Source organism: Flavobacterium circumlabens (genome assembly GCF_004345565.1).
GTDB lineage: Bacteria > Bacteroidota > Bacteroidia > Flavobacteriales > Flavobacteriaceae > Flavobacterium > Flavobacterium circumlabens.
On record NZ_SLWA01000004.1, the window covers coordinates 409289 to 424161 of the forward strand.

Genomic DNA, 14873 nt, shown 5'->3' on the forward strand with positions numbered 1-14873 from the left:
CAATTTATTTTTTTTGAGTTTTTTTTAGGATTTGACAGTTTATCTTCAAAATGTAAAGCACTACATAAAAATATTATTTCCTGCAACCAAAACTAGATCATGAAAATGTACAAAGCAAACAATGCTAAACACAATTTATAAATATCGAGTCGATATTTATAAATACCATAGTGACTAAATTTCATAAGTTTTGCCTTAATAATAACAACAAAAAAAAGGCTTTAGAATCTCAAATAAACATTTAATTACTTAATAAAATGTTTATTTGAGAAATAACAACTTAATTTCTATAAATATTGCTATATTGATAAATTAATATTTATTTTTGGCATCCGATTCTTATATTAAATTTTATGTGTAAACCAGAAATAGGCTACAGTTTTTTTTCTTCTTTTATAATAAGAACTCCCTCGTACCCTATTACCTTTTATATAAAACTTACAGATACAGCTACTGTTGAACGTGAAAATGTAATTGAAGTATTAAAAGATAAGAATATATGTGAAGCTTTATTTTTAGCTTCACCTGACTTTTATAAAGAAGTACTTAAATGGATAAAAACGGATGACTACAACACTAAAAAGGTTAATAAAATTAAGCTTTCAATTTTAAAGTATCTTATTCGTATGTCAACTAGAAGTACTCCATTTGGGCTTTTCTCAGCTTGTGGTTTTGGTACATTTGGTAATCAGACAAACATCAATATTGACCGTGAAAGATCTTTTTATAGAAAAACACGTTTTGACATGCAGTTCCTGGCAAATTTAGGAAATGAGTTGCAAGCTAATTCATTAGTACAAAATGAATTACTTTTTTTTCCCAATACAACTTTATACAAGTTAGCAGATTTTTACAGATATATCCATTACACTATCAATCTTGATATTCGAAAATATTCACTTCAAGCAGTTAAACGAAGTCCACACCTAGATTTGGTATTGGATAAATCACTCTCTGGTGTATCCAAACTAGATTTAGTTTCTATTTTAACATCAAAAAAAATAAGCGAAGCTGAAGCGCTAGGCTTTATAATAGAATTAATAGACAATCAAATATTGGTTTCAGAACTAGAGACAACTCTTACTGGTGATGATTTTATTAATAGACTAGTTAATTTAAAAAAGCAATCAGATACGGACTTAATAGAAGGGAAATTAGACCCAAATGATTTATCCTTAAATCTTAAAACATTATCTAGTAAACTCTCGAAGATTGATAACGAAAAGGGGTTTAAACATAACCATTATGAAGATATTCTTCAAACTTTAAAAAGCAAAAACATTATTGTTAATGAAAAATATTTATTTCAGACAGATTTATTTTTAAATTCAAATAAATTTCAATTAGATAAAAAATATAAAACTGAATTATTAAATACAATAAGGCTTTTAAACAAGATTTCAGACAAACCAAAAAAAACATCTTTAGAAAATTTTAAAAAATCATTTACTAGACGATATGAAAATCAAGCAATACCATTAGTTAAAGCATTAGATTTTGAAACGGGTATTAGATATGGATCAGAAAATGAAGATTTTGATGTTACACCTTTATTAGATAGTATTGATTTAAAATCTAGATTAGACACAAAAATTATTTTAGATAATGTAGAAAAAATAATCCATAATAAAATTAAAAATGCGCTAATAAATAGTGAAGATAGTTTTGAAATAACTTTTGATGATTTTGCTACTATTGATTTTTCTAATAAAAACCTGCCAATCACATTTTCCTGCATTTTTGAAATTGTTGAAGAGAATGAAAAAGAATGGCTTGTTATTCAGCATATTGGGGGCTCCAGCGCTGCAAATATGCTAGCTAGATTTTGTTACGGCAATTCGGATATAAATGATTTTGCAAATGAAATTACAAAATATGAATCAGAGAATTTCGATGATAAAATCATTGCCGAAATTATTCATTTGCCTGAATCAAGAACTGGAAATGTTCTTCGCAGGCCAACTTTCAGAAATTATGAAATTCCTTATTTAGCGCAATCAAATTTAGCCCCTTCAAATCAAATTACTATTGAAGATATTATTTTAAAGATAAATAGCGATCGTCTTATATTATGGAGTAAAAAATACAATAAAGAAATTATACCTAGATTAACTAACGCTCATAACTTTCTTCAAAAAACGCTACCTATTTATAATTTTTTATGTGACATGCAGTTTGAAAATTGCAAATCTGTAATAGGAATTAATAAAAAAAACTTAGAAATGTTGTACGATTATTTTCCAAGAATAACTTCAGGTATTTGTATAATTTCAAAAGCAACATGGATATTTAGTGAAGAGCAAAACCCCTCTTTTTTTAAATTTTTAAATAACGAATATAAAATTGATGATAAAGATGCTCGCGACACTGCTCGTAATCTGTTGTGTTCTATAAAAAATAAACCATTACCTCAATACGTTTCATTATTAAATGGAGACAACAGTTTATTGATAAATATGGGAAATATTACTTGTCTTGAAATCTTATTTTCAACTATTAAAGGTCGAAAAAGGTTTATACTAGAAGAATTCTTATTTCCATCACAAAAAATTATCACAACTAAAAATGGCCACTTTTCAAATCAATTTTTAGTTGGTTTAAAATGTAATAAACATGAGCTGAAAAATGAGTAAAATAAAAAGAAATTTTATTGTAGGTGAAGAATGGCTCTATTATAAAATTTATTGTGGCTACCATACTGCTGATAAAATTTTAACTAACGAAGTTCAAATCATTATCAATAAATTATTTAAACAGAAACTTATTGATCAGTGGTTTTTTATAAGATATCACGACCCTGATTTCCACCTAAGACTACGTTTTCATCTGGTTAATTTGAATTCTATTACGGAAGTAATTGAACTGATAAAATCTCATTTCTCTAAATTGTTTGAAAATGACACAATTTATGATGTTATACTACCAACTTACAAAAGAGAAATAGAGCGATATGGCGAAAGTACAATCCTATATTCAGAAAAATTATTTTATTATAATAGCAAAAAAATTATTGAATTAATTAGCAAAACGGTACCTGAATTTGATGAAATTACTAGAATTCTCAGTTCATTGCATATGATTGCCAATTTACTTAAATATTTTGAAATCCCTATTGATGTAAGCCTGGCTTTTGTAACAGATAGATATTTGCATTTTAAACTAGAGCATAATATTCAAAAAGAAAATATTGCTAAAATGACTAAATTATTTTCTATATATAAGCCAGAAATTTTATTACTCCTATCAGAAAACCGCGATCCCCAGCATTTGGAAGGGCTTAATAAGATATTAAAGTTAAAAGTGGAAGAAATAAAAACAATAAAAAAAATTTTAAATAATGTACCTACTGACAACAGTAGTTATGTTTTAGATTTAATTGCATCATTTATTCATATGAATATCAATAGGACATTTCGATCTAAGCAGAGAGAATACGAACTTATATGTTACGATTTTATGAGTAGGTACTATAAATATATTATATATAAAAAATGAAAAAAAAATCTCTATTAATTTTCTTTTTTGTTACCGGAATAATTTTCTCTCAACAAAATAACTCAAAAAACAAATTATTAGTCAAAAATTTGAGTTTTGCAGAATTAGACAAAAAAATTAATAATTCTAATTTAAATTTATACGAAAAAAAAGCTTATTCTGATTTATATTATAAAAAAGCCAAAGAATCAGGTGATATTTATAAAATTTCAGATGCAATGTATTGTAAGGCATTAATTCATGCTGGAAAGCCATCACAATTAAAATATGCAGATTCAATAATTTCATTAACCAAAGACAAGCCTAATTTTATTTACCCTGCAAGAGGTTACATGCTAAGAGCGAATTATTTTCAAATGAAACTGAATTTAAATCAAGCATTAAAAAATGTACTTATTGCTAAAAAATTCTCTAAAAGTAGCGGAAATTTTGAACAAAACTTACTAATTAAGAGATATATTGGATTAATAAAAATTGAATTAGGAAGAGCTGAAGAAGCCCTGCCTTTATTCTTAGAAAATTTAGATTATTTTAAAAATAAACCTGATAAAACATTAGACGTTGTTTTTATTAAATGGGTACTGTCAGATATTTACATAAGACTAAATAAGGTTGATACTGCATTATCTTATATAAATAATGAACTATTAACGCTTTCTGATACTAATCCATACTATCCTTATTTTGTAATGTATAAAGGAATATGTTTATATCTAAAAGGTGATTTTGTTCACAGTAAACACTATATAGAAAAAGCCATAGATTTAATTAAGAAAACAGATGATTCTTTAAATTTAGCTATTTGTTATTATTATAAAGGAGAGAATATCTTTAAAACTGAAAAGAGTACGAAGAAAGCAACGCTTTATTTTGAAATGGTAGATTCTATATTAGTTAAAAAAAAACAATATTCCTGTGATATAAGAGATAATTATATTCGTTTAATTGAAATCGCTAAAAGTAATAAGAACGATAAAAAGCAGCTATATTATTTAAATCGATTAATTGAAATAGACAACTATTTCAAGGCTAATAATATAATACTAACAAGAAATATTAGTAAGAGCTATGACACACCAAATTTGTTAATTGAGAAAGAAAATTTAATTAAGCAAATAAAAGCTGAAAATAATTTTTTTAGCATGATAACATTTTCATTAATTTTAGGATTAGGATTTTCTTTTTTTTATATAATAAAAGTTAAAAAAAGAAATAGAATTTTTAAGAAACGATTTAGTGAATTAATGGAAACTCCTACATTAGAGAAGTTAGACAACCTGAATGAGCTAAATGAAATAAAAAAGAATCACGAAGAAAAAGAAAAGACAATTGATTTACCAATTGAAATGGTAAATGAAATATTGAAAAAATTACATGAATTTGAAACTAATAAAAAATATTTGTTACCAAATTTAAAACAGACGGATCTTGCTAAACAATTTGATAGTAATAGTACTTATTTATCTAAAATTATTAATTTTTACAAAGGTAAAAACTTCAGTCAATATATAAATGATATGCGTATTGACTATGCTATAAATAAATTAAAAAAAGATAAAAAATTTAGAAAGTATACAATTAAAGCGATTTCTGAAGAAGTCGGTTTTAATAATTCAGAATCATTTGCAAAAGCGTTTTACAATAATACAGGTTTACAACCATCTTATTTTATAAAAAAAATTGAAGAATAGGAAAATAAAACAATTGTATAAAACTCATTATAAAATATTTACATTAATAAATATCGATATTTATAAATATAGACTAATGAAACTATTTTAAATCACTTTTGAGATATACATTTGCTCACAATTAGTAAATTAAACTCAATGAAAAATATTCAAAAAAATCAAGAAAAAAAACTTTCTTTAGAAAAATTTAAAATTGCAGAAATTAAAAACAAAAAAGTTATTATAGGCGGAAATGCTCCAGAGGAAGGAGATCCTCCTGCAACTTCTCCAACTGTAAGAGGTTAATTTTTCTTAAGGTTAGCTTTAAGAAAATAAATAATGTTACATTAAATGAAAAAGAAAATACTATTCCAGCTGATCTTTATATTATGTTTCTCCATTTCTGCTTTATCGCAGAATTTAACCTCAAAAGAGAAAATTAATGAGAACAGAGATGCTAATATGCAAATTATGGATGATTTTCAATATTTAGAAAATTTACAGAATGATTCAGTACAAAACTGGTTTAAACAACATAATAATCGAGCTAGATATTTATTGAACAATATTTCAGGTAGAAATGAATTTGTAAAAAAATTTATTGAATTTGAAAAAAGAAAATCATTTAGTGTAACATTATTATATATTACAGAAAATAATTCTTTTTATTATTTAAAAGGGACAGAAGCAGATAAGTCAGATAAACTTTATTTAAAAAAAAGAGGAGAAAAAGAAATTTTACTTTTCGATTCTGCCAACTATAAAAAAGAAACAGGTAATGTATTTACAATTTCCTATTTAAAACCCTCTTGGGACGAAAGTAAAATTGCACTTAGTTTTACTAAAAATGGAGAAGAAATTGGAGAAATAGCATTTGTTGACGTTAAGAACAAAGTGTTATTACCAACAATTATCACTAACTGTTGGCCATCTGAAATAGGTGGAATTAATTGGTTACCCGATGATAGCGGAATTATTTATGTCAACATCCCTATTGTTGATACAAAAAAAGCCAATTATCTTTTAGATACGGAATCTGTTATTTATAAAATTGGAGATGATTCATCTAAGCATGTTGTTATTTTCTCAAAAATAAATAATCCCGATTTAAATATATCAAGAGCAGATTTTCCAACAATAAAAAAAATAAATTTAAAGGATAAATATATTTTAGGCGCATTAGCCGGAGCCGCAACATATTTAGATTATTACTATGCTGATATAGGCGATTTACAAAGTCAGAAAATAAATTGGAAACAACTTTATACAAAGAGTGATGGTATATTAGACCCAATAATTTTGAAGGACGAATTGTATTGCATTTCTTCAAATGAAGCTTCAAATTTTAAAATTATTAAAACTAAATTTTCAAATCTTAACTTTAAAAATCCTGAAGTAATTGTAAAAGAAAATACACATGAAACCATAGATGAGTTTATTATAAATAGTGATGGTCTCTTTTATACTACTAAAAAAAATGGTGTTGAAGCTAAATTATATTTTGTAAAAAATAAAAAAGTAAAACATATTGATTTACCTGTAAAGGCAGGCGATATATCCCTTTCTACAAATAATAAGTATAGTAAAGATTTGTGGGTTACCACAAGTGGCTGGCTAAATCCAAAGAGAAAATTCAGTTATAAAGTTGATAAAAATAAGTTTATTGAAGATAACACAAGCCCTGTTGTTCAGTATCCGGAATTTAGTGACTTTACTGTTGAAGAAATTGAAATTGCTTCACATGATGGTATTTTAATTCCTGTTACTATAATATACAACAAAAAACTAAAACATGATAAAAAAAATTATATCATGATGGATGGCTATGGCTCTTATGGAATTTCAAAAACGCCACGATTTCAACCAATCATTTTAACATGGGTTATGAATGGTGGTGTATATATAATACCCCATGTGAGAGGTGGAGGAGAAAAAGGAGATAGCTGGCATGAGGATGGTTTTAAGAAAAATAAACCAAATACCTGGAAAGATTTTATTGCTACGGCTGAATACTTAATCATTAATAATATAACTACAAAAGATAGAATTGCAATATTAAGTGGAAGTGCTGGAGGTATTCTTGTCGGGAGGGCAATGACTGAACGCCCAGATCTATTTAAAGTAATGATCTGCTATGATGGGTATCTCAATCCTCTAAGAATTGATAAAGCTCCTAACGGCCCTAACAATATGAAAGAATTAGGAGATCCAAGCATTAATGAAGAATTTAATTTGTTAGCTGAAATAGATTCTTTTAATCATTTGCAAAAAGGTATAAACTATCCTGCATGTCTTATCTCTGTAGGCATGAATGATGCCAGAGTAGCTCCTTGGATGTCTGCCAAATTTGTGGCAAAGCTTGAGAGTATAAAATCTTCTAAAAACGAAATTCTATTTGTTGTAAATTATGACGCCGGACATGGAATAAATAGTTCAAATTTACAATTATACAATGATTATGCGGATGAGTTTGCATTTGCATTTTGGCAAATGGGGCACCCTAAATTTAAATTATCAAAAGAAAATTATAAAATTCGAGAATAAAATTGTTATATTAATAAACTCTCTTTTAGTACTTTTACTAGATAATTTAAATTTTGTGAATGCACCTTTTCTCAGTCTGTGACAGCCCAATTTACTAGGGTTAAATATAAAGGTTCTGGAGCCTCTTTCTCCTCCAAAGCAGGAAAATTTAATATTTTCCTGCTTTTTTTTTGTGCCAAACTCTACAGACAAAAACTCTGACAGAGCTTAACCAAGTTGTCTTTTTCCTGATAACTATATTCCCTGATCGAATCTTGCTGGTTTACAATTAATTAAAAAGAAGCTATTTGTTTTGCTGAGAACAGCGCCCTAGGTTTTCTTTCTTTATCGTTAAAATGATCCTATAGAAAAAGCAAAAAAAAGCAAAACAGAATAACTTCCATTTTGCTTTTTCGTACTTAAAAGTGACCGTTATTTTTTAAATCTTAGATTTTTCTGGTTTTGTCCAGTTCGTCAATAAAGGGAATAGCATCCTGTATTTCGGCCCTGATAGCGGTTTGAAAATAAACTTCCAATTGAATGAACTTAGCGGCATCTTTGGCACCAATTACTTTTTTAGCCTTTTTGTACGTCTTGGTGTAGAGCTTTTCATACTCCAGGTTATTTTTTAGGGCAGCTGTCGCCAGCTCGTCTGCTTTTTCATCGGTAAGCTGTAAATAATTCGCGCCATAATTCTCAATAATCTGCAATTTCTTAACTCCAAGATTGGTGCGTTCTGTTTCATAATCCTTGTAGATTTTATCGAAAAGGCTCAATTTAGGTTCTGTTAACTGCATGACTTCGTTGATAATCTCAGCCTTTGATTGGCCGTATAAATTTTGGATTACCGTGATGTCATCCTGTGTCTGGGCGCTTAGGGTATACGAAAAAGCGAATACCAATAATAAAAGTAATTTTTTCATAATTTTTAATATTTAAAAAGTGAATAATAATTGAATCCTCTTCTAACCGCTACTGAAGTATCTCCTGCGTATCGGTTTCAGGTGTATCAGTTTCGTTCAGCCAGGCAATAAATAATTTATATCCAATTGAAAATACAATAGGTCCGACAAACAATCCAATAAATCCTGACATGATAAAACCTCCAATGACTCCCAAAAAGATGATCAGCATGGGAACCAAAGCACCTTTTCCCAATAAAAGCGGTTTTAAGACATTATCAGAAAGTCCGCTGATAATAAAGAAGATAGTCCAGAAAATCGCATACCCGGAATCCCCCGTTGAAAAAAGATAGGCAATAACACCGATATTAATAATAATTGGTCCTATCTGTAAAATGGAAAAAATCAGGCATAGCAATGTAAGTATCCCGGCATACGGAATTCCTGCCAGATAGAAGCCAAAAGCCTGGATAATGGTCTGAATGATGGCCACTCCAAGAATGCCTTTTACCACCTGATGAATAGTCGAAACCGCTATAACCAGAATTTCATCTCCCTGTTCTCCGGCAATTCTTCGAACAAACTGTGTCATTAGATTTTTGGCACTAGTCGAAACCAATAAAATCCCGGCAATGATTACAGACAGGAGAAACTGCAAAAAAGCCATTGTTGAACTCAGCACATTTCCCATAATTCGGGAAGAGACTTCTTTTATTTGCACTTGATATTTCAGTAAGCCCTGCTGCAGGTCAGTCGACAGTGAATGTAAAAACTCATATGCCGATTTGCCGATTACAGGCCAGTCTTTGATTTTATCGGCAGGCGGTGCCACTTTAAGTGTTCCGGCTTCAAAACTGTTTTTCAATTCCGAAAAATTAGCTGTCGCGGCATTTAAAAAATAAACCACAGGCAGCAGCATCAGTGCAATTATGGCAATGGTGATGAGTATGGAAGCCAAAGTTTTACGGCCTTTTAGTATTTTTTGGAGGAAATTAAAAAGAGGATAAAAAGCCACAGCCAGAATCGCTGCCCAAATCAGGGGCATAACAAACGGCAGCATCAGTCTGAAACAAAAACCGACAATCAGGATGATAAAAAACAATTGTATAATTGTTCCCAAAAGTTCTTTTCGTTTATTCAAATTAGCATTTTTCATTGTTTATATTTTTATAAAACATTAAAATATTATTGATTTACTATTCTTTATTCTGGAAAAAATTAGCGTCAGAAACCAGTCGGCCTATCAGAATTACGGGGAATAAAACACCTGTAAACGCTTCAATCTGAACGAGTGATCTCACAACAGGATGTAACGGCACAATTTCCCCAAAACCTGTAGAGGTTATAGTAACATAACTGAAATACATGAAATTAGCCTGATCACTATTTATTTTAAATTGGGAAGGCGTTAACTGAAAAGATCCTTCTATTTGTTCAAAAAGAAATAAATAAGCAATACACCAAAGATTAGCCAGTAACATATACACGACAACGGAACCAATAATTTTATAAGTGGTGACAGGCCCCGCTTCAAAAACTTTAATTAAAACGAATACAATAAGTAAGCAGAGTGTGGCGATGGTCAGAACAAAATCGGCAACCAGTATAAAAGTACCTTTGTTAAACATGCTGATCCATTGACAGACTATAAACAAAAACGGCAGGATTGAAATACGAATGGCCTGTTGTTTATTTTTGGCTAAGGAGTAAATTCCTGCCAACAGCAATAACATCCAAAAGAGGTTTAAAATCACCATAAAAGAGGCACGACTGCCAAACAACGGAATTACTATAAAATGCATGATAAACAGAAGTATTAGCATACCGCTAAGTCCGCTTTCCTTGATCCAGAAACGATAGAAAAACCGATTTTCTTTTGGCTTTATCATGATGAGCTGATTTAAATAGGTATTGGCTCCAACTCCACTCTTCTAAGTGGTCTGCGCCAGAGTTTAAAAAGCAGGATTATAAAAATGGGTAAAAAACAAACGGCCGACATGACCAGATAAATGTCTTTGTACGCCAGTAATATGGATGCCTGCGAAGTTTTATTGGAGAGACTTTTCTCTGCCTTTTTCTGTGCTTCCGCTTCCGACAATCCCATAAATAAATAATTTCTTTTGGTATTGGCCAGTTGTTTCTGCGCTAATTGATTCACTGCTGTTAATTGCTGGCTAAGTCCTGTTTTATGCTGCACATTCAAATTGGAAATAAAAGTTCCTAAAATGGCACTTAAGAGTAAACCTGCAAAAACGGCTTGTGCAATGATTCCGGTCATCATGCGCGAAGCACTGAGTTTTGGAGGAATCCCTTCTGAAATATAAAGCAATGAGATCGGAAAAAGAAACCCCATTCCGAGTCCTTTAAAAATCAATGGAAGAAAGAAATCCGAGGAATCAATTCCGGGATAAAACCTGAAAAAAAGAATCATATGATAAAATCCATAACAGGCAAAACCCATAATCCAGATCGTGGCAAGATAGGTTCTTTTGTATAGGAGATAAGTCGATAACGGAATCGAAATACACAAACCAATCAGTAAGGCCAGGTGTGTTCTGGCTCCGGATACCGAATCAAATCCGAGAACATTGGTCATATATCCGGTGACTACACTTCCGGTTCCGTTCATTACGCCAATATAAAACATTAAAAAGGCGCCTATAACCACATTTTTATATTTATAGACACCGGGATCAATTACAGGATCTTCGGTAAAACGGGCATGTATGAGATAAATGCCGAGAATTAGGAATAATAACGCTACTGCCAGGCCTATTTTAGGATCGCTAAACCAATTTCGGCTTTGTCCTTCGGCACTTAGAAAAAGAACAACGGTAAAAAATAAAATCAGGATAATCCAGCCCCTCCAGTCAAATTGAAAATTAGTTTTCATGGGCGCAACATCGGCTTTATAAAAATACCACGCCAGAATAATACAAATTAAAAAGTTGATATTCAGAAAATAAATTCCAAAAGTCCAATTGTAAAAACTGGTAAAATGTGCCCCAAAATACTGGTAAACATGCTGGCTTCCTTTTTGAATAAACTGCAGGATTCCGTATAGCAAAGCCATATTAAAAGCCGGATTGTATTTTAGCAAAATAGGCACCATCGAAGCAAATATACCTATTACTGAAACAATTGCCAGGAGAGAGCGCCAAAAATGTTAAAATTTTATATAAAAAATAAAATTAAATTAACACTTGTTAAGTGAATTTATAAAGATTCTATCGGGCGGAAAAAATGGTACTTTACGATTGTTATCCTTTAAAGATTATAATAATTTAAAACGTATACCAAGAAGGGCTCAGTAAATTAATTGAATAATTATTATTTTTCACTCTTGGAATAGTTGATATCGGTTTCAAACTTTGTGCCTGTGGTATGTGCCACTACGGTCATTCTCTTCTTTTTAATTGACACTGTTATCTTTCTTCCATCGTCATGAAGAAGCTCATAGGTTTTGACTGTTGTCTGAGGATCCTTATTTTCACTTACTATTTTGAAAATTTGTGGCTCTTTATAATCTATACGGACACTGCAGGTTTTAGCTTCTTCGTTAAGAAGTACTGCTATTTCATGTTTTTCAACGCTGCTGGTACCATCAGCTTTTTTTACATATAATTTACCAACTTCATAATAATGCTCCTGAGAATAGGAAATCATCCCCACTAATAAAAAAACCACGACTAATAATTTATTTTTCATAATTAATTTTTAACACAAATATACAATTATAATAGATTCAAAATCAATACCTTAAACAAAATAATTTTGTTTATTTTTTGTAATTTTTAACTTTAATCGTTTAAAATACACAGATCCGGTAACTTGAAATTTAAAAAATTATAGTCCGAAAGATAAATATGTTAGTGTGTGTTTTTTCCTTAAATTGCTGTACTATATCCAAAATCATCACTCTAAAAATAAATACAATGGATGCAAGTATCTTAAATCAGACGGAAGCCTGGATTATCGCCCTTATACTTTTTACATCGATGCTTATTTCAAGCTTTATTGGGAAGCTTACGGGAAATTATATTAAGAATAAAGAGGACACGGAAGAAAAATCGACTGAAACCTCTGCACTCATTGCATTGCTTTTTTTCTTACTGGCATTTACATTTGGAATGAGTGGGGATCGTTACGATTCGCGAAGAAAAATTGTTGTCGAAGAGGCCAATACTATTGGTACTGCTATATTGCGAAGCGATTTATATCCTGACTCCACAAGAACTTTATTTCGTAAGGATTTCAAAGATTATGTGGAAACGAGAATATCTTATTACGAGGTGCGCGCAGATGCAAAAGGAATTCTAAAGGCCGATAGTTTATCTCAGGTTATTTCCTCGAAATTGTGGAAACGCGCTACCCAATTGTCTCACGATCCTGCTAATCTTGCTGCAACGCAGCAGATGATTCCTGCGTTAAATGACATGATTGACGTAACTACTTCCCGTCTTGCCGGAGAGAAAGCAAAAGTTCCTCAGAGCATTTTAATCATGTTGTTTTTTTTGGCGAGCATAATCGCATTTTACGGCGGTTATTCGGAAGGCCGCAAAGGCAAAATTGACTGGTTAGTCCAAATCGGATTTTGTCTTATCGTGGCTTTAGTTGTTTTATTTACAATTGATTTGGACAGGCCCAGAAGAGGCTTCGTAAATTTAGACGTACCCAATCAGACCATAATTGATTTGAGGAAGAATTTTGAGTAATTTTTCCATAAACCCTGAGCCCGTATTTTTTTAATACCTGGCATCCTTTTGAAAAACACAGAAGGAATGATTTTCTTTACGATCCTTAATTCAATTTTAATCTGTATTTTAGTTTCAACCAAAGTTCAAAAAGCCTTAAATAATCTTAAATTTTAAAAATATGCGTGCTATACTCATTCTAATGTTCTCTTTACTCTTATTCTCTTGTAAAAATGAAACAAAAACGGAAACTCTTTCCGACTATTTTACATACAAAGAAAATGACCCGATAGAATCAGCCGGAGTAAAAATGATTCCAATTAAAACTCCTGTCGGAGAATTCAAAGTCTGGACAAAACGTTTTGGCAATAATCCAAAAATAAAAATATTGCTTTTACATGGAGGCCCGGCAATGACTCATGAGTACATGGAATGTTTTGAGACATTTTTTCAGCGTGAAGGATTTGAATTTTATGAGTACGACCAACTGGGATCCTATTACAGCGATCAGCCAAAAGACAGCAGTTTATGGACTACTGAGAGATTTGTTGAGGAAGTAGAACAAGTCCGAAAAGCTATTGGTGCTGATAAAAATAATTTTTATGTATTAGGAAATTCATGGGGAGGAATCCTTGCCATGGAATATGCACTAAAATATCAAAAAAACCTTAAAGGACTCTTAGTTTCCAATATGGTAGCAAGTGCCCCGGAATACGGTAAATATGCCGATGAAGTCTTAGCCAAACAAATGAAACCAGAGATATTGGCAGAAATTAGAGCTTTAGAAGCTAAAAAAGACTTCAATAATCCACGATATATGGAACTTTTAATTCCTAATTTCTATAAAGAACATCTGTGCAGACTAAAAGAATGGCCAGATGGATTAAATCGCGCAAGTAAACATGTCAACGGAGAAATCTATACATTAATGCAGGGACCAAGCGAATTTGGAATAAGCGGCCGTCTAGCCAAATGGGACATTAAGAATCGTCTGCATGAAATTACAATTCCAACCCTAATGATTGGTGCCAAATATGACACTATGGATCCCAAAGCAATGGAAGCACAAAGTAAATTAGTTCAAAATGGACGTTACCTATACTGCCCAAATGGAAGTCATCTGGCGATGTGGGACGATCAAAAAGTTTTTATGAACGGTGTTATCAAGTTCATAAATGATGTTGACACTAATAACTTATAAAATTTAATTAAAATAATTCTTTTGCTGAAACAAGTAAAATGTCTTGTTCCAAAAATTGACAATTTATAAAAAAATAAGTGACAGTTACAAGAACCTTTTTGTAGCTGTTTTTTTATGTTATAAATTCTCTTTCGAGTTATATTTTGAGATTTTTCCAATTTAGCCTCATTAGCTAACCCAAAGGATCATAATTCGACACAATCTATCTCCATCATATCTTTAGTTATTGTTTGTGGGCGTTTCCCAGTGGGCCGGGCTCTTCACTAAATCTTTTGCGGGATTGGTTTGGGGTGCTTTAAGAGATTTACGTTCCCCGCAAAAGGATATCGCTGCGATCCCTAACGCACTTTAAGGGTAATTTGAGATCTTGTTTCCAAAAGAATCCTCC

12 protein-coding genes are annotated in these 14873 nt (G+C 30.8%); 7 read left to right on the plus strand and 5 right to left on the minus strand.

All coding sequences use genetic code 11. The annotated features are described in order from the left end of the window. Nucleotides 1-353 precede the first annotated feature (353 nt). From EV142_RS12670 to EV142_RS12685, 5 genes are all read left to right on the plus strand, one after another. Nucleotides 354-2633 (plus strand): lantibiotic dehydratase family protein, encoded by a 2280-nt coding sequence (locus EV142_RS12670; RefSeq protein WP_132036257.1) that lies wholly within the window; start codon nucleotides 354-356, stop codon nucleotides 2631-2633. Then, nucleotides 2626-3495, plus strand: a complete 870-nt coding sequence (locus EV142_RS12675; RefSeq protein ID WP_132036259.1) for a thiopeptide-type bacteriocin biosynthesis protein — start codon at nucleotides 2626-2628, stop codon at nucleotides 3493-3495. Before EV142_RS12670 ends, EV142_RS12675 begins: the two co-directional genes overlap by 8 nt. Beyond that, nucleotides 3492-5186, plus strand: a complete 1695-nt coding sequence (locus tag EV142_RS12680) for a helix-turn-helix domain-containing protein (protein WP_132036261.1) — start codon at nucleotides 3492-3494, stop codon at nucleotides 5184-5186. Before EV142_RS12675 ends, EV142_RS12680 begins: the two co-directional genes overlap by 4 nt. Before the next feature lie 138 nt (nucleotides 5187-5324). Next, a complete protein-coding gene (locus EV142_RS24055) occupies nucleotides 5325-5471 on the plus strand; it encodes a hypothetical protein (RefSeq protein ID WP_158286328.1) in 147 nt (48 codons plus the stop codon). Between the two features lie 45 nt (nucleotides 5472-5516). Then, the gene (locus tag EV142_RS12685) at nucleotides 5517-7709 is read left to right on the plus strand and encodes a prolyl oligopeptidase family serine peptidase (RefSeq protein ID WP_132036262.1); all 2193 of its coding nucleotides are present in this window, start codon (nucleotides 5517-5519) and stop codon (nucleotides 7707-7709) included. A gap of 425 nt (nucleotides 7710-8134) precedes the next feature. Here the strand turns inward: EV142_RS12685 and EV142_RS12690 are convergent, their stop codons facing one another. The 5 genes from EV142_RS12690 to EV142_RS12710 form a co-directional block, all read right to left on the minus strand. After that, entirely contained in the window at nucleotides 8135-8611 is a 477-nt protein-coding gene (locus EV142_RS12690) for a hypothetical protein (RefSeq protein WP_132036268.1), read from the minus strand. A gap of 49 nt (nucleotides 8612-8660) precedes the next feature. Further along, entirely contained in the window at nucleotides 8661-9746 is a 1086-nt protein-coding gene (locus tag EV142_RS12695; RefSeq protein WP_132036269.1) for an AI-2E family transporter, read from the minus strand. A 40-nt stretch (nucleotides 9747-9786) separates the two neighbouring features. After that, nucleotides 9787-10479, minus strand: a complete 693-nt coding sequence (locus tag EV142_RS12700) for an ion channel (RefSeq protein ID WP_132036270.1) — start codon at nucleotides 10477-10479, stop codon at nucleotides 9787-9789. Nucleotides 10480-10490: 11 nt separating this feature from the next. Beyond that, nucleotides 10491-11702: an MFS transporter gene (locus tag EV142_RS12705; RefSeq protein ID WP_194100231.1), complete on the minus strand. Its 1212-nt coding sequence runs from the start codon at nucleotides 11700-11702 to the stop codon at nucleotides 10491-10493. A 218-nt stretch (nucleotides 11703-11920) separates the two neighbouring features. Then, complete coding sequence (locus EV142_RS12710; protein ID WP_132036271.1) at nucleotides 11921-12298, minus strand: hypothetical protein; 378 nt, start codon at nucleotides 12296-12298, stop codon at nucleotides 11921-11923. A gap of 227 nt (nucleotides 12299-12525) precedes the next feature. Between EV142_RS12710 and EV142_RS12715 the strand changes: the two genes are divergently transcribed. Then, nucleotides 12526-13305 (plus strand): bestrophin-like domain, encoded by a 780-nt coding sequence (locus EV142_RS12715; protein ID WP_158286329.1) that lies wholly within the window; start codon nucleotides 12526-12528, stop codon nucleotides 13303-13305. Nucleotides 13306-13465: 160 nt separating this feature from the next. After that, nucleotides 13466-14485 (plus strand): proline-specific peptidase family protein, encoded by a 1020-nt coding sequence (locus EV142_RS12720; protein ID WP_132036273.1) that lies wholly within the window; start codon nucleotides 13466-13468, stop codon nucleotides 14483-14485. Nucleotides 14486-14873: the final 388 nt, after the last annotated feature.